The sequence below is a fragment of the Sulfitobacter dubius genome, assembly GCF_027214245.1.
Classification (GTDB): Bacteria; Pseudomonadota; Alphaproteobacteria; order Rhodobacterales; family Rhodobacteraceae; genus Sulfitobacter; species Sulfitobacter dubius_A.
On sequence record NZ_JAPWHM010000001.1, the window covers coordinates 137,088 to 159,913 of the forward strand.

The 22,826-nt window shown below is 61.1% G+C and carries 21 protein-coding genes; 3 read left to right on the forward strand and 18 right to left on the reverse strand.

The features are described from left to right. Positions 1-32: 32 nt before the first annotated feature. The 5 genes from bfr to O4H31_RS00715 form a co-directional block, all read right to left on the reverse strand. Positions 33-518, reverse strand: coding sequence for a bacterioferritin (bfr, locus tag O4H31_RS00695; RefSeq protein ID WP_067628967.1), 486 nt, complete (start codon positions 516-518; stop codon positions 33-35). Next, complete coding sequence (locus O4H31_RS00700) at positions 515-763, reverse strand: (2Fe-2S)-binding protein (protein WP_259947145.1); 249 nt, start codon at positions 761-763, stop codon at positions 515-517. The genes bfr and O4H31_RS00700 overlap by 4 nt, the downstream gene beginning before the upstream one ends. A gap of 61 nt (positions 764-824) precedes the next feature. Further along, entirely contained in the window at positions 825-2,087 is a 1,263-nt protein-coding gene (locus O4H31_RS00705) for an imelysin family protein (RefSeq protein ID WP_269341817.1), read from the reverse strand. A gap of 130 nt (positions 2,088-2,217) precedes the next feature. Next, entirely contained in the window at positions 2,218-2,775 is a 558-nt protein-coding gene (gene rsmD / locus O4H31_RS00710) for a 16S rRNA (guanine(966)-N(2))-methyltransferase RsmD (RefSeq protein ID WP_269341818.1), read from the reverse strand. Next, entirely contained in the window at positions 2,772-3,977 is a 1,206-nt protein-coding gene (locus tag O4H31_RS00715; RefSeq protein ID WP_269341821.1) for an NAD(P)/FAD-dependent oxidoreductase, read from the reverse strand. Before O4H31_RS00715 ends, rsmD begins: the two co-directional genes overlap by 4 nt. Before the next feature lie 88 nt (positions 3,978-4,065). Here O4H31_RS00715 and O4H31_RS00720 point away from each other — a divergent pair, with 88 nt between their 5' ends. Then, positions 4,066-4,554, forward strand: coding sequence for a peroxiredoxin (locus O4H31_RS00720; protein ID WP_269341823.1), 489 nt, complete (start codon positions 4,066-4,068; stop codon positions 4,552-4,554). Positions 4,555-4,629: 75 nt separating this feature from the next. On the opposite strand, the gene O4H31_RS00725 is transcribed toward O4H31_RS00720, so the two are convergent. The 8 genes from O4H31_RS00725 to O4H31_RS00760 all read right to left on the reverse strand — a co-directional run bounded on the left by O4H31_RS00725 (position 4,630) and on the right by O4H31_RS00760 (position 13,739). Further along, the gene (locus tag O4H31_RS00725; protein WP_269341824.1) at positions 4,630-5,475 is read right to left on the reverse strand and encodes a mechanosensitive ion channel family protein; all 846 of its coding nucleotides are present in this window, start codon (positions 5,473-5,475) and stop codon (positions 4,630-4,632) included. Between the two features lie 12 nt (positions 5,476-5,487). After that, positions 5,488-5,796, reverse strand: a complete 309-nt coding sequence (locus O4H31_RS00730) for a 4a-hydroxytetrahydrobiopterin dehydratase (protein ID WP_269341826.1) — start codon at positions 5,794-5,796, stop codon at positions 5,488-5,490. Then, entirely contained in the window at positions 5,793-6,980 is a 1,188-nt protein-coding gene (locus O4H31_RS00735; RefSeq protein WP_269341827.1) for a GNAT family N-acetyltransferase, read from the reverse strand. The genes O4H31_RS00730 and O4H31_RS00735 overlap by 4 nt, the downstream gene beginning before the upstream one ends. 48 nt (positions 6,981-7,028) lie before the next feature. Further along, complete coding sequence (locus O4H31_RS00740) at positions 7,029-7,790, reverse strand: glycerophosphodiester phosphodiesterase family protein (protein WP_269341829.1); 762 nt, start codon at positions 7,788-7,790, stop codon at positions 7,029-7,031. Beyond that, positions 7,787-8,245, reverse strand: coding sequence for a RidA family protein (locus O4H31_RS00745; RefSeq protein ID WP_269341832.1), 459 nt, complete (start codon positions 8,243-8,245; stop codon positions 7,787-7,789). The genes O4H31_RS00740 and O4H31_RS00745 overlap by 4 nt, the downstream gene beginning before the upstream one ends. Before the next feature lie 91 nt (positions 8,246-8,336). Next, the gene (locus tag O4H31_RS00750) at positions 8,337-9,647 is read right to left on the reverse strand and encodes an HlyD family type I secretion periplasmic adaptor subunit (protein WP_269341835.1); all 1,311 of its coding nucleotides are present in this window, start codon (positions 9,645-9,647) and stop codon (positions 8,337-8,339) included. Beyond that, positions 9,644-11,380 carry a type I secretion system permease/ATPase gene (locus O4H31_RS00755; RefSeq protein ID WP_269341837.1) on the reverse strand — a complete coding sequence of 579 codons (1,737 nt, stop codon included), beginning with the start codon at positions 11,378-11,380 and terminating at the stop codon, positions 9,644-9,646. The genes O4H31_RS00750 and O4H31_RS00755 overlap by 4 nt, the downstream gene beginning before the upstream one ends. A gap of 115 nt (positions 11,381-11,495) precedes the next feature. Continuing rightward, the gene (locus O4H31_RS00760; protein WP_269341838.1) at positions 11,496-13,739 is read right to left on the reverse strand and encodes a transglycosylase domain-containing protein; all 2,244 of its coding nucleotides are present in this window, start codon (positions 13,737-13,739) and stop codon (positions 11,496-11,498) included. A gap of 271 nt (positions 13,740-14,010) precedes the next feature. Here O4H31_RS00760 and amt point away from each other — a divergent pair, with 271 nt between their 5' ends. Then, entirely contained in the window at positions 14,011-15,318 is a 1,308-nt protein-coding gene (gene amt / locus O4H31_RS00765; RefSeq protein WP_269341840.1) for an ammonium transporter, read from the forward strand. 59 nt (positions 15,319-15,377) lie between these two features. Here amt and O4H31_RS00770 read toward each other — a convergent pair whose 3' ends face one another. The 5 genes from O4H31_RS00770 to O4H31_RS00790 all read right to left on the reverse strand — a co-directional run bounded on the left by O4H31_RS00770 (position 15,378) and on the right by O4H31_RS00790 (position 20,975). Then, positions 15,378-17,078, reverse strand: coding sequence for a histidine kinase N-terminal 7TM domain-containing protein (locus O4H31_RS00770; RefSeq protein ID WP_269341842.1), 1,701 nt, complete (start codon positions 17,076-17,078; stop codon positions 15,378-15,380). A 224-nt stretch (positions 17,079-17,302) separates the two neighbouring features. Further along, entirely contained in the window at positions 17,303-18,484 is a 1,182-nt protein-coding gene (locus O4H31_RS00775) for an aromatic amino acid transaminase (RefSeq protein ID WP_269341844.1), read from the reverse strand. A gap of 33 nt (positions 18,485-18,517) precedes the next feature. Further along, positions 18,518-19,372: a 3-mercaptopyruvate sulfurtransferase gene (gene sseA, locus O4H31_RS00780; protein ID WP_269341846.1), complete on the reverse strand. Its 855-nt coding sequence runs from the start codon at positions 19,370-19,372 to the stop codon at positions 18,518-18,520. A gap of 248 nt (positions 19,373-19,620) precedes the next feature. Continuing rightward, positions 19,621-20,109, reverse strand: a complete 489-nt coding sequence (gene smpB / locus O4H31_RS00785) for an SsrA-binding protein SmpB (protein ID WP_269341848.1) — start codon at positions 20,107-20,109, stop codon at positions 19,621-19,623. Positions 20,110-20,156: 47 nt separating this feature from the next. Then, entirely contained in the window at positions 20,157-20,975 is an 819-nt protein-coding gene (locus O4H31_RS00790; protein WP_243262061.1) for a sulfotransferase family protein, read from the reverse strand. 169 nt (positions 20,976-21,144) lie between these two features. Here O4H31_RS00790 and O4H31_RS00795 point away from each other — a divergent pair, with 169 nt between their 5' ends. Beyond that, the gene (locus tag O4H31_RS00795) at positions 21,145-22,722 is read left to right on the forward strand and encodes a DUF5928 domain-containing protein (protein ID WP_269341852.1); all 1,578 of its coding nucleotides are present in this window, start codon (positions 21,145-21,147) and stop codon (positions 22,720-22,722) included. The last annotated feature ends 104 nt before the right edge of the window (positions 22,723-22,826 follow it).

Consider the following 22,826-nt stretch of genomic DNA (forward strand, 5'->3'; position numbering starts at 1 on the left):
GGCAGGCCCAGAACCGGGCCTGCCATTCGAAGTTACTTGCTGTCGTCTGTCGGCTTGGCCTGAAGCTGGCCATAGACGGCCTCGCCCAGTTCGGCCTGAAGCGACAATTGAGTTTCGAGGAAGTCGATATGCCCTTCCTCATCGGCGATCAATTCTTCGAACAGGTTCTTTGAGACGTAATCGCCCACCTGATCGCAGTGATTACGCGCCTCAATGTACAGGGTGCGGGCCTCATGTTCGGCGGCCAGATCGGACTCAAGACATTCCTTGACCGTTTCACCGATGCGCAGCGCGTCCAGCTTTTGCAGGTTGGGGTGCCCTTCAAGGAAGATGATCCGCTCGATCAGCTTGTCGGCGTGGTTCATCTCTTCGATGCTTTCCTCGCGCGATTTATCGGCAAGCCGACCATAGCCCCAGTCTTCTTGCAGCCGGTAATGCAGCCAGTACTGGCTCACGGCTGTCAATTCGCTGCGCAATGCCGCGTTGAGATATTCGATGACCTTGTCGTCGCCCTTCATGAACCTGTCTCCTTGTTTGGTTTTGCCTGACGTAGAGTGGTTGTCAGCACAGGCACGGAAAAGTTGCCATTTCCGCGCATGGTAGACAAGAACAGAGGCATGCAACCGCCACAATCGGCTGCTTTGCCCAAGGCACGGTAGATTTTGCCCGCAGTAATGACCGTGCGCGCATCAGAGGCGCGCATCCAGTCGATGGCATTGTTGATGTCGCGATCGGTGATGTTCTGACAGTGACAAACAATCATGGTTTTGCGTATTCCTTGGCTGGCCCCGGGCCGCCGCAGCGGCCCAGAGGAAGGGATAGGATTACTGGAAGACCGCCTCTGGCGCGTCGAGGCTGTCGGAGCCTTCAAAGGCGATTTCGTCACCGCCCAGAACCGTCACGGCACGCTCAATCGCGCGGGTCTGGTTCACCAGCGCGTCGACCGCGCCCATGATCAGCGCTTCGCCTTCGGCATTGCCGCGTTCAAGCATCATGTCATAGCTGAACCCCGCTTCGGCGGCGGTTTTGATCTGGCCCAGTTCCACCATGGAGGCGTTCAGCTTGGCGCGCAGGTCTTCGTCGACGGTGGCATCGGCGCTGGCCACGAGGTCAGACAGCGATGCGCCGGAAACCACGCGACCATCGACGCGCAGGTATTCGCCCAGATAGACGTTCCGCACGCCCAAACCGTCGTAGTAGTGGCTGTTGTGGGTGTTGTCCGAGAAGCAGTCGTGCTCTTCTTCGGGGTCGTTGAGCATGACGCCCAGCTTCATCCGCTCACCCGCCTGCTCACCGTAGGAGAGCGAGCCCATGCCAGTCAGGATCGCGTCGATCCCGGCGTCTTCGTCAGCCAGCACGGCGGCGCGTGCCTCACCGCTATCGGCCCATTGACCGGCCATCCATTCCAGATCGCTGACCAGCAGATCGGTCGCGGCTTTCAGGTATTGCCCACGGCGGTCGCAGTTGTCTCCAGTGCAGTCTTCGCCGGTCGCGTAGTCGGTCCAAGGACGGTTGCCCGCGCCATGCTCAGTACCGTTCAGGTCTTGGCCCCAGAGCAGGAATTCGATGGCGTGGTAGCCCGTGGCGACATTGGCCTCAACCGCGCCCGCCTCGTGCAACTGCCCTTCGAGGAGCGCAGGCGTGATCTCGGCGGCGTCCACCTCTTCCCCGCCCAGCGTGAAACTCGGGTTGGCGATAACGTTCAGAACCGCCAGTTGGTTTTCATCCGTCTCGCCGCCATAGGAGGCATCGACATAGTCGATCAGACCTTCGTCCAGCGGCCATGCGTTTACCTTGCCTTCCCAGTCATCAACGATGGCGTTGCCAAAGCGGAAAACCTCGGTCTGCTGGTAGGGCACGCGGGCGGCCAGCCATGCGGTTTTCGCGGCCTGAAGCGCTTCGGCCGAGGGTGTGGCGATCAGCGTCTCGACGGCGGCTTGCAGCGTCTGCGCAGTGGTCAGGCTGTCTTCGTAGCCTGCCTGCGCGATGTTGGCATAGGTGCCAAGCACCTCGGCCTTGTCTTGTGCAAATGCCGGAGCGGCGGCGCATGTGATCAGCGCAATGGCCGTGGTCGCTTTGAGGCGCATCGAATGTCCTTCCTTGAAAATCACCATGGTCCCGACGCAGGGCGCACCGGGCCTTCGGGCAATAGGTGACTTATTCTGTCGGAAAAGACAAGGATCAACCTGAGAGGGGATAGCGCTCGGCAAAAAGCTGTTAGCTTGCAGTCCGTTGCAGCAGCGTCACATGGGTATCGCCGTATTTGCGCGTGTCGATCCGGGCGAATCCCTCGGGCGCATGCATGGGCGCGCTTTCCTCCCAAACGATCATCGCGCCGGGCGCAAACCAACCGCCTTCGGCTGCCGCAACAAGCGACTTTTGCCCTATGGATTTGCCATAGGGCGGGTCAAGGAAGACCAGATCGAAAGGGTCCTGCGCGCATGCCCCCAGCCGCGTCGCGTCATTGCGCAGCAGCCGCGTTTCCGCCTCTGCCTCCAGTTTGCGCATGTTCTCCCCGATCAACTGCTGGCCTGTCCGGCCATTCTCAACAAAGCAGACGGACACAGCACCGCGCGACAGGGCCTCAAACCCAAGCGCGCCGGTGCCTGCGAACAGGTCCAACACCCGCGCCCCCTCGATCACATCGTGATGGGTCAACATCGAAAAAAGGCTCTCGCGCACCCGGTCGGAGGTCGGTCGCAGATGCGCCCCGGCGTCGCCCTTGCCAAGCGCGGCAAGCGGGCGGCCACGGTATTTTCCGGCGATGATCCTCATGGTTTTAGCAATGCCTTCAGATCTGTCTGAGGGTCCGCGATCAGGGCGGGGTCTGGCGATTTGCCGGCCTCGATCAACCGTTTACCCACCATGTAACCACGTGGGTCGTTCGCAGCATCCACGGCCAGCAGGGTGTCACCAAGGTAGTACCAGAAGGACGCGCTGCCGTCGCCAAGGCGGCTGACTACGCGGTCATAACCTGCGTTCAGCCCGGCGATTTGCAGTTTCACGTCATATTGGTCCGACCAGAACCACGGTTTGGCAATGTATTCCTTACCCGCGCCGAGAATGTTTTCAGCGACCACCTCGGCCTGATCGATGGCATTGGGCACGCTTTCCAACCGGATACGCCCGCCGCGATAGGGGAAAGAAGTGCAGTCCCCCGCTGCCCAGATGCCCGGCATGTTCGTGCGCCCTTGCGCGTCGACCTTGATGCCGTTGTCGATCTCGATCTCTGCTGCTTTGGCCAGCGCGATGTCGGGCTCAATGCCCACGCCGGTGATGACGAAATCGGCGGCAATCTCTGTCCCATCGCTCAGCCGTGCGCCGGTAACGTGGCCTTCGCCCAACAGCCGCTCCAGCCCCACGCCTTCGCGCAGCGTGACTCCGTGGCTTTCATGCAGGGCGCGGAAATAGTCACTGGTCTCGGGCGCTGCGACGCGCTGCAGGATGCGGTCGGCCATTTCCACCAGCGTAACCTCAAGCCCCAGCTTGGCCGCGACCGCCGCGGCTTCCAGCCCGATGTAGCCACCACCGACGATCAGCACCTTCGCGCCCTTTACGAAACGCGGCGCCATGGCATCCACATCGGCCAAATCGCGCACGGTAAAGATGCCATCCAGCGCCCCGCCAATCGCTTCAGGCAGACGGCGCGGGACGGATCCAGTGGCGAGCACCAGTTCGTCATAGGCGATCTGCCCGTCTGTGGTGGCAAGAACGCGCGTTTCAGGGTCAATCGCGGTCACGCGGCAGTCGGTTTTCAGCGTGATCCCTCGATCGGCATAAAACGCCTCGGGCCGCAGAAATAGCCGCTCCAGCGACATATCGCCCAGCAGGTACCCTTTAGACAGCGGCGGGCGCTGGTAGGGTGGGCAAGGCTCGGCCCCAATCAGGGTGATCTGCCCGTCAAACCCACCATTGCGCAGTTTCGCCACGCAAGAGGCTCCCGCCTGCCCGGCTCCGATCACCACCACATGCTGCATTTGCCACCCCCCGATTGATCTGGTCTCAGTCGCGGTCAAAGCCTATATCTGGCCCCAAGACAACCGCAATGACAGGAGAGGCTATCCCATGACGATTTCTCAAGGTTCGACGCTGCCGGATGCGAAACTGGTTCAGATGGGCTCGGATGGGCCCGAGCCGGTGCAGATGGCCGACAAGCTCAAGGGCCGCAAAGTGGTGATCTTTGCCGTGCCGGGCGCCTTCACGCCCACCTGCCACTCTGCGCATGTGCCGAGCTTTGTGCGCACCAAGGATCAGTTCGACGCCAAAGGCGTGGATGAGGTGATCTGCGTCTCCTGCAACGACCCTTTCGTGATGAAAGCTTGGGGCGAAGCGACCGGCGCGAATGAGGCCGGGATCACCATGCTGGCCGACGCCAGCAGCGAATTTACCCGCGCCATCGGCATGGAGTTCGACGCCGAAGGTGCCGGGCTGGTCGGCCGGTCCAAACGCTATGCGATGCTTGTCGAAGACGGCAAGGTGACACTTTGGCAGCCCGAGGAGAGCCCCGGCACCTGCGAGATCTCCGGCGGCGAAGCACTGCTGGACAATATGTAAAACGCGAACGCCCGGCCAGATTGGCCGGGCGTTTACTGATAGGGGTGCCCCGCGAAGGGACGCAGACGCGAAAGCCTATTCCGCAGCCTGCACGATGGTGCGTGTGGGGAACGGAATATCGACACCACCTTCATCCAGCGCCTCTTTGACCTTGCGGGTCATATCGGCCTTGAAGGCAAAATAATCCCCCGCACTGCACCAGACCCGCACAAGGAAATCGACCGAACTGTCGTTCAGGTTGTTCACCTGAATGAAAGGCTCAGGATCCGTATGTGCCCGCTCGTCCGCCATGATCGTGCTGCGAATGATTTCCTCAGCGGTCTTGAGGTTCGCGCCATAGCCCACGCCAAAGGTCCATTCCGCCCGGCGGGTCGGGTTGACGGAATAGTTAGTGATGACATTGCCCCAAACCTCAGAGTTCGGCACGATGACCTGCACGTTGCTGAGGTCCGCCAGCACCGTGTAGTTCAGGTTGATCTGTTTGACCGTGCCCATCTCGCCCGCGATCACCACGAAGTCCCCGATTTTAATCGGGCGAAAGAGGATGAGCATGACCCCGGCGGCCACGTTCGACAGGGTGCCCTGCAGAGCCAAACCAATCGCCAGACCCGCCGCACCGATGACAGCCACGACCGAGGTCGTCTTGACCCCGAAGGTGTTGAGCACAAACAGAACCGTAAAGCCTAGCACCACATAGCGCACGATCGAGGCCAGAAATTCGAACAGCATTTCATCAAGATGCTTGTTCCGCTTGCCCAGGTTTTCGACCCGTGCCTGCAGCCAGCTGGAGATGATCCAGCCCAGCAGCAGAATGACAATCGCGCCAATCACGGATCCCGCCGCACTGGCAAGGAACTCCAGCGTCAGCAGATCGGCCAGCGTCTTGCCCTGCCACAGTTCGGTTTCAAACAAATCTTGCATCCGGTCTCTCCGTCAGTCTTTCCCGGCCCCAAAGAGACCATCCATCTTGCGCGCCAGTTTCGCATCAAGCGAGCTAAGCCCATCTACGTCATGGGTGATCAACGTTACCTCCACCCGGTTGTAAACGTTGCTCCATTCCGGATGGTGATTCCATTTTTCCGCCCAAATGGCCACCCTTGTCATCCAGCCAAAGGCGTCCGCGAAATCCTTGAACTTGAACGTCTTGTGGATCGCATCCCGGTTTTCGACCATCTCCCAGCCTGTATTGAACAGCGGCTGCAGCAGCGTCTTGCGGGTCTCAATGCTTAATCTCTCGGTCATTCTTGTTCCTCGATCGTCGTCTTTTTGAAGGGGCCGTAGTCGGTCAGCACGCTGATCTCTTCGTCCACGGCGTCGCGTTCGGCCTGCAGATACTCCCCCACAGCAGAGGCAAAGCCCGGATCGCGCATCCAATGCAGCGACCATGTGGGCGACGGCAGATAGCCGCGCGCGAGCTTGTGTTCGCCCTGTGCGCCCGCTTCGACACGGGAAAGCCCATGGGCGATGGCGAAGTCCATGGCGCGATAATAGCACAGCTCAAAGTGCAAAAAGGGGTGGTGTTCGGTACAGCCCCAGTAGCGGCCAAAGAGCGTCTCGCGCCCGATGAAGTTCAGCGCCCCGGCAACCCAACGTCCGTTACGTTCGGCCAGCACCAGCGCGATATCGTCGCGCAGGTTTTCTTGCGCGTGGTCAAAGAATTCCCGCGTGAGGTAAGGCGAACCCCATTTCCGCGCACCGGTATCTTGGTAGAACTGCCAAAAGGCATCCCAATGTTCGGGTTCGATCTGGTCGCCGGTGAAAGTGTGGATCGTGCCGCCAAAATCCTGCGCCTGAGCGCGTTCCTTGCGGATATTTTTGCGCTTGCGCGAGGATAAACTGGCGAGGAAACCGTCGAAATCCGCATAGTCGCGGTTGTGCCAGTGAAACTGCTGACTTTTGCGGCTCATCAGGCCCAAACCTTCGGCCCGCGCGACCTCCTGCTCGGTGCAAAAGGTCACATGCAGAGACGACAGCGCGTTGCTGTCGGTCAGTTGTACCGCGCCTTGAACCAGTGCGGCGGTACCCGCCTCTTCAAACTCGGGCCGCACCAAAAAGCGCCGCCCGGTGGCGGGGGTGTGGGGCACGGCGATCTGAAGTTTCGGGTAATAGCGCCCGCCCGCGCGTTCATAGGCATGGGCCCAATTGTGGTCGAAGATATATTCGCCTTGGCTGTGCGATTTGGCATACATCGGCGCCACAGCGATCACTTGGCCCGCAATCCGCGCGGCCAGATATTGCGGCTGCCAGCCCGTGCCGGGGCCGACCGATCCGCTCTGCTCTAGCGCCGACAGGAAACGATAGGTTGTGAACGGGTCACGCGGACGGCCCCCGCCCGCGGCCTCGGGACAGGCGCAGGCGTCCCAGTCCTTTTGGCCGATCTGTGCCAGTTCTGGCACCACGGTAATCTCGATTTCCTGCGCGTTCATCTGAGCCTTGCCTGCCTTGCGTCCTATGTGTGGCCTCGGCCTCGCAGATCAAGAGCGCGGGCGCGGCAGATACCCCTCAAAGGTCACATTCTGCGCCACCTGACGCGCGATATCTTCCTCAGCTTGGCTGCGGATCGTCCAACAGAGCATCGCCGCCCCTTCGGCCTTTAGCTCAGCCACACGCGGACGGTTCAGGTCATCGGCCTCATGGCTGATGAAACAAGAGCCGGTGTCGGCATAGTCGGGTATGCCGCGCAGCCGGTCGCAGGTGGCTGCGGGCAGCGGCCATTCATCGGGGCGGTAGGCGCTGGTGGTCAGCCCGCGCGGCACGTCGGGTAAAAGACGGGCGAGTGCGCGCACCGAATGCGGATTGAAGGACATGACCGCCAAATCGCCCCGGTAGCGGCCAAGCACTTCGGCGGCGGCGGCCTCAAGCGGGCCCACGTCCGGCCCCATGGCGCCGTCTTGATCCTTGAACTCCACCAAAAGCGGCACGCGCCCGGCGATGAGGTCGAGGATTTCCTCAAGCGTTGGAATCCCCTCGTCGCCGCCCTTTAGCGGGATGGCCGCAAGGGCGCTGGCCTCACGCAGCCGGACCGCGCCGCGCTCTGGTGTCAGCCGCTCCAAAGCATAGTCATGGAACACCATCGCCTTGTTATCGGCACTGAGTTGCAGGTCAATCTCTATGCCGACACCTGCATCGACAGCCGCCCGCACGGCGGCGCGGCTGTTCTCAGGCCGCCCGGCAGAGAGGTCATGCAGCGCGCGATGCGCCAGCGGAATGTCCAGAAAGGCGGGGGGAAGGGTCATTCGATCTCAAAAATGCCTTCGATTTCGACGGCGACACCCAGTGGCAGTGATGCGGCAGAGACCGCCGAGCGGGCGTGGCGGCCCGCGTCACCCAAAGCCTCGACCATGAAGTCAGAGGCCCCATTGATGACCTTGGGCTGGTCGGTGAAATCTGCGGTGGAATTGACAAACCCGGTCAGTTTCACAACCCGCTTAAGTCGATCCAGATCGCCGTCACAAGCGGTGCGCACCTGTGCCAAAAGGCTCAACGCACAGCTGCGCGCGGCGGCGGCTCCGGCGTCGACATCCATACCGTCGCCCAAACGCCCGGTGATCAACCCATCCGGCCCGTTAGAGATTTGGCCCGACACATAGACGGTATTGCCGGTGACCACGAAGGGCACATAGTTCGCGGCCGGTGCTGGCGCGTCGGGCAGGGTGATGCCGAGATCGGCAAGGCGGGCGGTCAGGGACATGACGGGCTTCCTTTGGTTGCGGGTTCAAGCGGACGCTAACCGCCCTCCGCCCCGAGGAAAAGCCCCTTTGCCGCCCGCCCGGCGCGGCGCTTCAGCTTTCGCGGAACGCGCGCGCGAAATAGTCGGCCATCGGTTTCAACAGATAGGCCATCGGAGTGCGTTCGCCGGTGCGGATAAACGCCTCAACCGGCATGCCGGGCAGCAGGATCGTGCCCTCTTCCAGCTTGTCGATCTCGCCGGGGTTAAGCGCAATCTCGGCCCGGTAATAGGTTTGCCCGGTCGCGTCGTCGTCAATGGAATCGGCAGAGACCTGCAAGACCTTGCCCACCAGTTCCGGCGTGGTGCGCTGGTTCAACGCCGAAAGACGCAGATTGACCTCTTGGCCCACGGCGACCTGATCGATGTGGATGGTCTGGACCCGCGCGGCAATGATCAGCGGGCGATCTTGGGGGACGAGGTACATCAACGGCTCTGCTGCGCGCACGACCGACCGCGGGGTTTGGATCTGCATCCCATAGATCACCCCCGACACCGGCGCGCGGATATCAAGCCGATCAATCTCGGCCCTGAGCGCGCGGCGCTGTTCGGCCATCTCCAACTCGCGGTAGCGCAGATCGCGCAACTGGGTGATCGCCTCTTCCCGCCCGGCGGAGCGCAGTTTCAGCCGTTCGATGTCAATCTCTGTCACCCGCTCTTGGGACTGCGCCTTTTGCGCCGACAACTCTCCGATCTGGCCGCGCAGGCGGGCCTGTTCGCGCATTAGGGTCAAGACGGCAGAAGCCTGCGTCAGGCCACGGTCCAGCAGCGACTGCTGATTACCCAACTCCTCTTCGATCAGCTCCAACTGGCGCGATAGCGCGGCCTCTTGCGCATCGACCCCGCGGATTTGCGCGTTAATCTGCGCCCGGCGTTTGCCCAATTGCTCAAGCTCTTGGGCCACGCTGACGCGGCGCGCGTCAAACAGGTTGCGCTGGCCATCCACCAGTTCCTGCACATCGGGATTTTCGGAGGCGGCGGTTCGCAACTCTTCGTCAAAGGTGACCGCCTCCACCTCATCGCGCTGCGCTTCCAGACGGCTGCGGCGGGCCATAAGCTCATAAAGCTGGCCCTCGACGATGGCCAATTGCGAGGTCAGTTGCTCTGCATCCAGACGCAGCAAAGCGTCACCGGCGGCGACACTGTCGCCCTCATCCACAAGGATTTCGGCCACCACACCACCGGTTTCATGCTGGACGATCTGCCGGTTGCGGTCGACTTCGATCCGGCCCGAAGCCACCACCGCCCCGGCGATTTGGCTGGTCACGGCCCAAGTCCCAAAACCGCCAAAAAGCAAGATCAGCCCGAAGAACCCAAGGATCAGGGGCCGGGTTGCCGACCAGCGTTTGTCGTTGTGATCGCTCATACCACGCCCCCCGACCGCGGGGGGGCTTGCTGAATCTCGCGGTGGTTTTGCACCATCCCGGCAAGCACCTCATCCTTGGGACCAAAGGCTTTGCGCATACCGTTATCGAGAACCAGCAGCGTGTCACATTCCTGAATGGCCGCTGGGCGATGTGCCATGATCAGCACCGACCGCCCGCTCGCCTTCATCTGCCGGATTGCGTGGTTCAACGCCTGAGAACCGGTATTGTCGAGGTTCGAGTTCGGCTCATCCAGCACCACGATCACCGGGTCACCATATAGCGCCCGCGCCAGCCCGATGCGCTGCATCTGTCCCCCTGAAAGCCGCACCTGCCCCGCGCGAATGGGCGTGTCATAGCCCTGGGAGAATTCGAGGATCATGTCATGCGCCGCCGCCAATTTGGCGGCCTTGATCACTTTGGCATCGTCGGGGTCGGGGGACAGCCGGGCGATATTCTCGGCGATGGTGCCATCGAACAATTGGACGCGCTGCGGCAGGTATCCGATATGCCGCCCCAAGGTTTCGCTCCCGTAATGCTCAAGCGCGGCCCCATCCAGCCGGATCGACCCGCCCGCAGGCGGCCAGACCCCGGTAAGCGTGCGTGCCAGTGTCGACTTCCCCGCCCCCGACGGACCGATCACCCCCACCGCCTGCCCCGGCTCAACAGTAAAGTTGATCGACTTGAGCGCCGCCTGTTTCTCGCCCGGCGCCACGACGGTCAGCGCCTTGGCGACCAGCCGCGCTTTGGGCTGCGGCAGCGCGGTGCGCGGTGGTTCTTCGCTCACCGCGCCGAGAAGCTGCGCCACATTGGCCCAACCGGACCGCCCCCGCTGCACCACCGGCCATTGGTTCAATGCCAGTTCGACCGGCGCCAGCGCTCGGCCCAGCAGGATCGAGCCTGCAATCATCGCGCCCGGCGTCATCTGGTTTTTCAAGACCAACCACGCGCCGAGCCCCAGCATGGCGGATTGCAAAAACAACCGCAGCGTCTTGGTCATCGCGGTGAACGTGCCCCCCACGTCGGTCGATTTAACTTGCTGTTCCAACGCCTGACCACGGGCCTGTTGCCAGCGCGAAAATGCCGCGTCACGCATCCCCATGGCCTGCACCATCTCAGCCTCGACCCTGATCTGGTCCGACATTGCATCCGCTGCCTGCCCCGAGAGGTTTGCACGCGCTTGGCTTTCGCGCGACAGCAACTGGTTGGCGATGGTGATCACCACCAGCACCGCCGCGCCGCTCACCGCCAGCCACCCCAGCATCGGGTGGAACAGAAAGATCGCCGCGAAAAAGATCGGCGTCCAAGGTGCATCGAAGGCGGCCATCAGCACCGGGGAGGTCATGAGCCGTTGCACGGCTTCAAGATCGGCAAGGCCCGCGTTGGTCTTCACATCCGGGGCCACGGCGGATTTACGCACCACCGCGTCGAACACCCGCCGGTCGAGACCGGATTGAAACCGCGCGCCCACCCGCGCCATGATCCGGCCGCGCGTGTAATCCAAGATCCCCATCACCGCATAGAGAAAGACCACAAGAACCGAGAGGGCGATCAGCGTCTCTTCGGAGCCGGAGCCGAGCACCCGGTCATAGACCTGCAACATATACAGCGGACCGGTAAGCATGAGCATATTGGCGAAGAGGCTGAACAAGGCCACAGCCCAATAAAGCCCACGGCTGCGTCTGCGCACGCGACGCAGTTCGGACAGCCCCCTGTTCACCACATCGCCTTGCATCAATCCCTTTCGAAGCTGCCCACACAGAACCCGGCGCGCTTCCCGCTTACGGGGAATTGATAATGATTTTGATAACCCAGTGCCATTTTTTTCTCGGGCCGACGCCCCGACCGCCTTAGCGGTCGAGGAAACTAGGTGCAGGCGCGCTGGCGCCACTGCCGCTGCTGCCGCCGCCAAAGATGTCACGCAGAACTCGGTCGATCACATTGTCCGCGCCGCCACCCCCTTGATTGCCCCCGCCCTGCGGTTGCTGCGGTTCGGGCTGCGCTTCGCTCAGGTTGCTGGGCGGGGCGGGCGCCTGCATCGGCAACTCCTTGAGGGGCAGCCCGTCATGCACGCGGCTCATGGTTTCGCGCCAAATCTCTGCGGGCAGGCCACCGCCTGTGACCCCGGTGAGCGGCGTGTTGTCATCATAGCCCATCCAGACCCCGGCCACATAATCCGCCGAAAAGCCGACGAACCAAGCGTCTTTGTTGGCCGAGGTCGTGCCGGTCTTGCCAGCCAGTTGACGGTCGCCAAACTGGGCGCGCTGGCCGGTCCCCTCCGAGATCACCTTCTCCATCATATAGACCAACTGGCGCGCGGCATCTTCTTGGATGACCCGTTCGTTGATACCGCCGCCGGTGCCCATCAGCGGCTCCGTCTCGCCCAAGAGGCGCAGATCGACCAGCCCGTATGGAGTCACCGAAGAGCCACCGTTCAGGATGCCCGCGTAGGCGCCCGTCATTTCAAGCAGGGTGCTTTCCGATGCGCCAAGTGCCAGCGCCGGGCCTGCGGCCAAATCGCTTTTGATGCCGAACTGCGTGGCGACCGCGCTCACCGTCTCGCGGCCTACGCTTTCCGAGACTTTGACCGCCGGAATATTCAACGAGTCTTTCAGCGCGTCTGTCAGGGAGACTGGGCCTTTGAAGTTCTTGGTGTAGTTCTTGGGGCACCACTCACCCGAACCGGGGATGTTCAGGCAGTAGGGTTCGTCCACGATGATGTCTTCGGGCGAATAGCCCAGATCAAGCGCCGCGGCATAGATGAAGGGTTTGAACGCCGACCCGGTCTGGCGCATTGCCTGCGTGGCACGGTTGAACGCGCCCGCGACCTTGGTCTTGCGCCCGCCGACCAGCGCCCGCACCGCCCCATCAGAAGACATCACCACAATGGCCGCCTGCGCTTTGGAGGTGTCACGCACCTTGTTTTCAAAGACCCATTTCAGCCCCTCTTCTGCCGCGCGCTGAATGCGCTGATCGAGGGTGGTTTTAATGATGACATCTTCGGTGGTGTTGCGGGTAAAGAATTCCGGCCCCGAGGACATGACCCAATCGGCGAAATAGCCGCCCGCCTCGGCCTCTGCCGCCTCGGACAGCTGCGCGGGGTTGGCGATGGCCTCATCGGCCTCCGCTGCGGTCAGATAGCCCTGATCTTCCATCAGGCGGATCACCGTGGCGGCACGGCTTTGCGAGCGATCCAGATTGTTGGTGGGCGATAGGGTTGTGGGCGCGGTCAAAAGACCGGCCAGCATCGCGCCCTCGGACGGCGAAAGCGCCGCTGCGGGCTTGCCAAAGAATCGCTGCGCCGCGGCCTCTGCGCCAAAGGCACCGCCGCCCATATAGGCACGGTTCAGATAGATCGAAAGGATGTCGTTCTTGGAGTATTTAATCTCCATCGCGACGGCAAAAAGCGCTTCTTTGGCTTTGCGGCCCAGGGAAGAGCGACGGCATTCCGCCTCATATTCCTTTTCCGTCATGCCGCTGCTGGGGTCATAAGGCTCGCCCAGACAAAGCAGTTTGGCCGTCTGCTGGGTGATGGTCGACCCGCCATGGCCGGAAAGCGGGCCGCGGCCCTCGCTTAGGTTGATCCGCACCGCCGAGGCGATACCCCGGGGGCTGACCCCAAGGTGGTTATAGAATCGCTTGTCTTCGGTGGCGATGACCGCGTTTCGCAGATGTTTGGACACCGTGTCTGCCGAGACCACGCCGCCAAACTGGTCGCCGCGCCAGGCAAAGACCTCTCCCTCCCGGTCGAGCATGGTGACAGAGCCGCGCGCGCGGCCATCCAACAGCGCTTCGAGCGGCGGAATGGTGGTATAGATATAGCCAACAGCCAAGGCGAGAACGAGGAAGGCCACAAGGCTCACGCGCCATGTGATCGTCCAGATCAAACGCCAAATCCAGCGGGCCAAGCCCGCAAAGAAACCAATGATTCCCCCGCGCCGAGGGCGTTTGCTGCGCGCGACTTTGCGGCGAGCCGGTGCTGCCTTGCGCGCGGCCGGTTTGGCCCGCGCAGAGGTCTTGGCCTTGGGTTTGGCCTTACCCGGATACCGCCTGTCGGCGACCAAAGGGCGTTTGCGCTTGTTCTTGTCAGTCATAAAATCGCCTGCTCGGCCCTATTTTTCGCCACTTTAGCCTGACTGCAGCGGTTTGTTTAGCGCTGCAAGGTCCAATCGGCGTCAAATGTCTGATTAATTTATAGGCAGATTCTAGCCGGCGCCTGCTTTTTAGGCAGCACTGCCAAGCAATGGCGCAAATATGGCAAGCAAACCTGTCCAAGAGCGCCCGATATCCGGTTTTCTCATGCTGCACGGGCAGCCGCCCGCTTCGGTAAGCACGCATTCGGACCCGCAGACAGGAAACGACCATATGAAACCCAACCTAATACTTCCCCTCGCAGCGGCGGTCATCGCCCTGCCCGGGCTGGCGCTGGCACAGGACGCGGAATACGCGACGCTGGCGGATACGACCTTCATCTTTAACACCCTGCTTTTCCTGATCGGCGGTTTCCTCGTCTTTTGGATGGCGGCGGGTTTCGCCATGCTGGAAGCCGGGCTTGTCCGCTCCAAGAACGTCACAACACAGCTGACCAAGAACATGGGCCTCTTTGCCATTGCCGCGGTCATGTATTGGCTGGTGGGCTACAACATCATGTACCCCGGTGACGGCAATTGGATCATGGAAGGCGTCTTTGGCACCTTCGCCACCAAAGACATCAAGACCGAGATTGACGCAGGCGGCTATTCCAACGCTTCCGACTTCTTCTTTCAGTTGATGTTCTGCGCCACCACCGCCTCCATCGTGTCCGGCGCGCTGGCCGAGCGGATCAAACTCTGGCCCTTCCTGATCTTCGTGGTCGTGCTGACCGGCTTCATCTACCCGATCGAAGCATCTTGGCAGTGGGGCGGCGGTTTCCTTTCCGCAATGGGCTTTAGCGATTTTGCCGGGTCGACCCTTGTGCACGCCGCTGGTGGCTTTGCCGCCCTCGCTGGTGCCATCGTACTGGGGCCGCGCTTGGGCAAATACAGCAAAGATGGCCGCGTTGTGCCGATGCCGGGCTCCAACCTTGCGCTCGCCACTTTGGGCACATTCATCCTGTGGATGGGCTGGTTCGGCTTTAACGGTGCGTCGCAGCTTGCCATGGGCACAATCGAAGATGTCGATGCCGTAGCGCAGATCTTTGCCAACACCAATATGGCCGCTGCCGCAGGTGCTGTCGCTGCACTGATCCTGACACAGGTGATGTACAAAAAGGTCGACCTGACCATGGTGCTGAACGGCGCGTTGGCGGGCCTCGTCTCGATCACTGCCGGGCCGCTTGACCCGACATTGTTCGGCGCGCTTTGGATCGGTGCCGTTGGTGGTGTCATCGTGGTCTTCACCGTGCCCATGCTCGACAAGTTCAAGATCGATGACGTGGTCGGCGCGATCCCGGTTCACCTGATCGCTGGCTTCTGGGGCACGCTGGTGGTGCCGGTCTATACCGAGGGCACATCCTTCGTCACACAGATCATTGGCTTTGCCGCGGTTGGCCTCTTTGTCTTCGTCGTCAGCTTCGTTGTCTGGCTGATCCTGAAAGCTGCCGGCGGTATCCGCGTCAGCGAAGAAGCCGAGATCACCGGTCTGGACATGTCCGAACTGGGGATGGAAGCCTACCCCGAGTTCGCCAAGGGCTAAGCCCTAGCCAAATCGCCAAGCAATTGACCGCCCGGCCAGCAATGGCCGGGCGGTTTGCGTTAGGCCACCAAGGGTAAAGAAATCGTAAAGGTCGTGCCGACACCCGGCGCGCTGACATAGCGGATGCTGCCGCCGTGCCGGTCCAGAATTTGCCGCGTGATATGCATCCCCAGACCGCTGCCATAGGCGGTTTTCGTGTCGGAGCCGTCCAGCTGCGAGAAACGGGCAAAGACCTGCTCCTCCGCCCCCGGAGGAATGCCGCAGCCGCTATCGCTTACCTGCACCAGCGCCATGCCTTCGGCTTGCTCAAGGCTGACTTCCACCAAACCGCCGGGCAAAGAGAACTTCACCGCGTTGGAGAGCACATTGCCAAAGACCTGACCCAACCTCTCGGCATCCGCCTCCACGATCAGGGGGGCATCAGACAACGCGCAGGTGAAACGGATATCCTTGTCGGGTTGCAGGCTTTCCGCGCGCGCCACAGCGCCCTGCACCAGCGGGCCAAGTGCAACAGATTGAAGGTCAATGCTGAACGCCGCACTGCTGAGGCTTTGCGTGTCGATCAAATCGTTAACCAGCGTCGTCAGCGTCTCGGAACTGTCTGTGGCCTTTCCAAGCAAACGGCCCTTTTGCGCATCGTTCAGCTTTGCGCCGCCCTGTGACAGCAGGCCAAGCGCGCCATTGATCACCGTCAGCGGGGTCCGCAACTCATGGCTCACCGTGGCAAGGAACTGCATCTGCATCTGCTCAGCTGCGATCGCTTTTTGAGCGGCGATCTTTTGCACCGTCACATCCAAGAGCGCCACCGCCCAACCAACCTGTTTTTGCCCGACACCCAAGGAAATCGCATGGGCGCGCACGGCGAAATGGCGGTGTCCCAACTGGATATCTGTCACGTCCGGCAGGCTGCCGTGGGCCGCGAGATAGCGAATGACTGGCCCCAGCTCTCCGAACTCGCTCAGCGGTGCTTCGGGCTCTGCGCCGCGGCGCAACAGGTCGGCCGCAGCCGGGTTCGTCTCAATCGCAACCCCTGATGGGTCGACCACGAAAACCGGGTCGGTGCTGTTATAGAACAACAGCTCCCGCGCGATCGCGTTGACATCGATCCAGCGGTTGTCAGCCACCAGCCAAACCACCAGCGTCAGCGAAAGCGCAAAGGAAAAGGGCGTCGGATCGGTGTGAAACAGCGTGATCCCGCCCAGAATATAGCCCAGATTGGCCACCATGGGGATCAGCGTCGCGGCGAAGAGCTTTAGGAAGAAGCTGCGCACCGCGGGGTTGGCCGTCCGTACTGCACGGCCCGCCACCACCGCCGCGGCCACGATGACCATATAAAGATAGGTGATCGCGATGAAAAAGAGCGGGCCGTGGTCAGATTGGACGTAGGCACCCTCTTCGCTCAAAAGCCACTTGGTTTCCGGCCCGTAGAATTTCTCATGCCAGCCGCTTGTCACTGCCGCGAGGGTGATCAACGCAGGGGCGACCCCGGCGCAGAGCGGCACCAGATACCGCGGCACCTTGGCCCCGAGTGCATATTCGTAAAGGAAAAAGGCCCAGAAGGTCGGCAGCAACACAAAGCCGATCCACGCCCAACGGCTCACCCCAAAGGCACAGGTTGCCGAAGTGGCCGAAAGCTCGACTCCGACCGAAAGAAGCCACAGGTCCATGGCAAAGATCGCCAGCAGAAACCAATGTTTACCCGGCAGACTGCTATGCCCACGCACCCAATAGCCCAAGACGGTGACAACCGATGCCGTCACAATCACGAGCTGTACGGCTGGCGTGCCCACATCCAAACGAATGCACTGAAAAATTGATTCTAAAATTTGCCTGACCCTAAGTTTTTGCTCAAGGTACTCAATCCGGGCAATCCGACCAAGTTCTGTTTTAATGTAGACATTACGGGGGCATAGCACCCGGTTGTGTTATCTAGGCTTGGTCCGGCAGGGTGTTCGGGCCGCGACAGGCGCGGCCCGAAATGGCATTAGATGCCTACGTCGATGATCGCGCGGGCCAGAATTGGCACGCTGTTTTGGTTCAACCCTGCGATGTTCATACGGCTGTCACCCACCATATAGATGCCATGGTTTTCGCGCAGCGCTTCGACCTTGTCCGGGGTGGTGCCAAGACGCGAGAACATGCCCCGGTGCTGGGCGAGGAACCCAAAGCGGTCCGACCCGGACAGGCGCTGCAATTCACCGGCCAGCTGCTCACGCAGGGCCAGCATGGCGTTGCGTACGTCTTCCAACTCGGCCTTCCAGTCGGCCTTAAGTTCGTCATCGGTCAGGATGGTCGACACGATCCGCGCGCCGTGGTCGGGCGGGAAGCTGTAGTTCTGGCGGTTGAGGAAGGCCAAAGTGGCTTGGTTCAGCCCTTGGGCCGCTTCGGAAGCCACCAGCATCAGGATGCCGGTCCGCTCGCGGTAGATGCCGAAGTTCTTGGAGCAGCTTGCCGCGATCAGGCACTCAGGCACCGAAGACGCCACTTTGCGGGTCGCGGCGGCATCGGCTTCCAGCCCGTCGCCAAAGCCCTGATAGGCGATGTCGATCATCGGCACGGCACCGGTGCTTTGCAGCACTTCGATCACCGCATCCCATTCACTGCTGTTAAGGTTCGCGCCGGTCGGGTTGTGGCAGCAGCCATGCAGCAACACCACATCGCCCTTTTTGGCGGTTTTGAGGTCTTCGATCATCCCATCGAAGTTCACGCCGCCGGTCGCGCTGTCGAAATATCGGTAGTTGACCACTTCCATGCCCAGATAGGACAGGATCGACAGGTGGTTCGGCCATGTCGGGTCAGACACAAAAACGCGCGCATCGGGGTTGGCCATACGCACCAGTTCAAAGGCCTGACGCACAGCACCGGTGCCACCGGGGGTGGCGGCAGCGGCAATCGCGCCGCGCGGCACGGCATCACCCAACACCAGCGCGGCCATCGCGTTGGTATAGGCCGGATCGCCCGCCAGACCGGTGTAGACCTTGGTGTCTTGGTTTTCCCAGATGCGCTGCTCGGCTGCTTTCACGGCGCGCATCACCGGGGTGTTGCCGCTGGCGTCTTTGTAGACACCGACACCGAGGTCGATCTTCGTGTCACGCGGGTCTTCGCGGTAGGCCTGTACAAGGGCGAGGATCTTGTCAGCGGGTTGCGCCTTGAGCGTCTCGAACATGGGGTTCTCCGGTTGGAAGGTAACTAAAAAGGGTTAAGCCGCGCCAGTGGCGACGGGCACGGTGGGAAACATGCCCCACTCCGCCCAAGAGCCATCGTAGAGCGACCATTTGCGGTGACCCGCCCGCTCCAGCGCCAGCGCCAGCACGGCGGCGGTGATGCCCGACCCGCAAGAGGTGATGACGGGTTTCGACAGGTCCACGCCCGCCGCCTCGAAAATGGCGCGGGTCTCTTCGGGGGTCTTCATAGTCTTGTCGTCGTTGAGCAATTCGGTGAAGGGCACATTGCGCGCGCCCGGAATATGACCAGCCCGCAGCCCCGCACGCGGCTCAGGCGCGTCACCACGGAAGCGTGCGGCGGCGCGGGCGTCAACGATCTGCGGATCCCCGAGCTTGGAGGCATGGGCGACCTGCGTCACATCGCGCACCAGTTGGTTCTGAAAGCGCACGGTCATATGGCGATCACGCGGAACGGGCGGCATATCTTCGGTCTCGCGCCCCTCGGCCTGCCATTTCGGCAGACCACCATCCAGCACGGCGACGTTCTCTTGCCCCATCAGGCGGAACAGCCACCAGACACGCGCCGCAGACATCAGCCCCGCGCCGTCATAGACCACCACTTGATGCCCATCACCCACGCCCATCGCGCGCAGGCGCGACATGAATTTTTCGATCGGGGGGGCCATATGCGGCAGGTCCGACCGCGCGTCCGAGATGTCATCAATGTCAAAGAAACGCGCGCCGGGGATATGGGCGGCGTCATACTCAGCCTTCGGATCGCGCCCGGCGTCAGGCAGATACCACGAGGCATCAAGGATGCGCAGGTCCGGGTCTTTCAGGTGCTGAGCCAACCAGTCGGTTGAAACCAATGTCTTGGGATCGTCGGCCATCGGGGCCTCCTTCGTCGCGGGCGTTGCCCTTGACTATAACCGGTAGGGGATGCTGGCAAGTGGAAGGGGGCGGTGAGGGGCGTTGCCTGCCCCTGGGTTGGCGATGCTATAGGGTATTCATGCCACTTTATAGTTCAGGTTTGATGTGTGCTTGCGAAGGAGCACCCAGCCTCACCAAATCGCCTACCCCGGGGAGGGGCAGGCGATGGCCCGGCGCCTGCGGCTTGATTCCGGGCCTGCCGCGCGTATCAGCCGTGATCCTTCAACAACCGCTGCTTCTGCCGCGACCAATCGCGCTTGGCCGCCGTCTCGCGCTTGTCATGCAGCTTCTTACCCTTGGCCACGCCGATCTTGATCTTCGCCATGCCGCGATGGTTAAAATACATCACCAGCGGCACCAGCGTCATGCCCTTGCGCTGCGTCGCGTTCCACAGGTCCGCCAATTCCTTGCGGCTCACCAACAACTTACGGCGGCGGCGTTCCTCATGCTGGAAGGTCTTGGCCTGCTTGTAGGGCGCCACATAGGAATTCACCAACCACAGCTCACCATCCTCCACGGCGGCGTAACTTTCGGCGATATTCGCCCCACCTTCGCGCAGAGATTTGACCTCGGACCCTTCAAGGATGATGCCGCATTCGATGTCTTCTTCGATAGCGTAATCAAACCGCGCGCGGCGGTTTTCGGCGATCACCTTATAGTTTGGATCGGATTTGGAGCTGGTTTTGACCTGTGACATGCCAAAGCATGTAGAGCGCGACCCGCCCCGGTGCAAGATGCTGCCGCTCAGTCACCCAGTTTGGCGTGTACCTCATCCAGATCGATCTCGCCCACAGGCTGCTTGTTCCCCGGATTGTCGAAGTCATATTTGAACAGATCGAAGTCGCGTTTGTAGATCTCGCGCATCAGATGCATCGACAGATCGTCAAAGTAATCTTCAACCGGATGCGCCCGCTTGGGGCCGTGACCTTCGCTTTCGTTAAAGCGCGGGATTGCTGCAAGATCGACCTTATGCGGTGTCTCCACCGCGTTGAGCACTTGTTGCATGCCCTCGTTAAACTGCTCGGTCCAAATGATATTATCGTAGGTGCCGCCATTGATGATGAAGGTGCTGACATGGCCCGACACCGCAGACCAGTGAATGTCCGGGTCCATCGGCCGCCGCCAACGAATGGTATCGCGCGCAAACAGCAAGAAGCGCCGGAAGCTGGCAATCTGGTCAAACTCCTGCTTGCCGTCATCGCCCCCCACGTCGATCCCGTATTTCTGCACCAGCAGCGGCACCAAATTGCCGCGATACCGCCGCCCATTGCGCTGGATGCCGCAAATCTTGTCAAAGAAGGACGATAGAACCCGCGTGTAGGGATTGCGCACGCAGGTAAAGGCATAGGACTTGCGCGCCGTGACATTCTCGGTGATCGGCCCCTGCGATGCATCCAAGGCCCATTTGTGAATGCCCGCCTTGGCATCATGGATGTCCCCGTCAAAGAATTCGCCATGATCGGAGTAATACATGATCTGGCCGATGGTCGAACAGGCGCATTTGGGCACCACCCGGTACACCATGCTCTCGCTCTCCGTCATCCATGTTCCGGGAAAACCCATGCTCGCTCGCCTCCTGCTGGCGCTGACTGTTTTAAGCAACAATCTGGCCTTGCAGCAAAAAAGCAAAGAAATGCTGTTTATTCAATCGGTCTTCACCATTAACTAGGTAAATGACCCACGACAAAAGGCCGATGCAAGCGGGCCGCGACAAGGACATTCGGTATCCTGCATGGCGAAAATTGCCTATATCCTGCTGTGCCACAAAGATCCGGAGGCCGTCATCCGGCAGGCGGAGCGGCTGACTGCGGCGGGCGATTATATGGCGATCCATTTTGACGCCTCAGCCAGTGCCGCCGATTACGCCCAAATCACTGCCGCCTTGGGCGACAACGCCAACGTCACCTTTCCGCGCAAACGCATCCGTTGCGGTTGGGGCGAATGGTCTTTGGTACAGGCCACGCTGGATACGCTCACCGCCGCGCTGCAAAGCTTCCCCCGCGCCACGCATTTCTACCTGATGTCCGGCGATTGCATGGCAATCAAATCCGCCGAATACGCACATCAGTTTTTTGACGAGAACGACACCGATTTCATCGAAAGCGTGGATTATTTCGACAGCGATTGGATCAAGACCGGCTGGAAAGAAGAGCGGCTGATCTATCGCCACTGGCTCAACGAACGCACACAGCGCAAGCGGTTCTACGCGATGTTTGAGGTCCAGAAACGCCTTGGCCTCACCCGCAAAATCCCCGCTGACCTTCAGGTGCAAATCGGCAGCCAGTGGTGGTGCCTGCGCCGCCGGACCGTTGAGGCGCTGATAGCATTCACCCACAAACGCCGCGACGTGATGCGCTTTTTCCGCAGCACATGGATCCCGGATGAGACGTTTTTCCAAACCCTCGTGCGCCATCTGGTCCCCGAGGCCGAAATTTCCAACCGCAGCCTGACCTTCCTGCTGTTCTCCGACTACGGCATGCCGGTCACATTCTACAACGATCACTACGATCTGCTGCTCGGTCAAAACCACCTCTTCGCGCGCAAAATCAGCCCCGAAGCGCTGGACCTCAAACGCCGCCTCGGCCTGCTCTATGCCGCCCAAGGCGTGAAATTTCAGATCAGCGACGAAGGCCGCAACCTATTCGACTTCCTCACCGCAAGGGGCCGCATCGGCCGCCGCTTCGCCCCCCGCTTTTGGGAGACCGAAGCCAGCCTTGGCCGCGAGCGTGAATTGCTGATCATCCTCGCCAAGAAATGGCATGTCGCCAAACGGCTCGTCGGTCGGATACGTCAGGAAACCGACCTTCCGGCGGTGGATTTCCTCTTCAACGAAGAAGACACCCCCCTGCCCGATCTCGGCGGCATTCAAACCACGCTGGAAAAACGCACCCGCCACCGGCGCGCCTTGATGCGGATGCTCTATGACTACTACGACAGCAGGCGGCTGATCGTCTGCATTGATACATCCAACCTCGACCTGCTGCGCGATTTCGCCTCAGACCGCGCAGAGGTGCGCATGCTCGAAGTCGAATGCAAGCTGACAGATGCCTATCTCACCGGCCACGCCCTGCGCATCGGTCTGACCGGGGAACAGACCTCGCAGGAAAACCTCACGCGCCTGCTGCCTACGATCCGGGGGAACATGCTGCATGAGGTCGACCAGATCCGTGACGCACAGTTTGAAAACTATACACGCCTATCTGAATACGCCGACACCGAAACGAACACGTCTGCCCTCGCGCGCTTTCTCAACGTGAGCGAGGACAAGGCCCGCGCAATCGCCCAGAGCGACAACCTCTTCGCGGATTAACGCAGACCCCCTACCCCATGGAACAGCACGCTTTGCCAAGCGTTGAACCACGAACGCCGTCACCCAATAGGGAACCGGCAAACCGCAACACATTTCATGAGGTT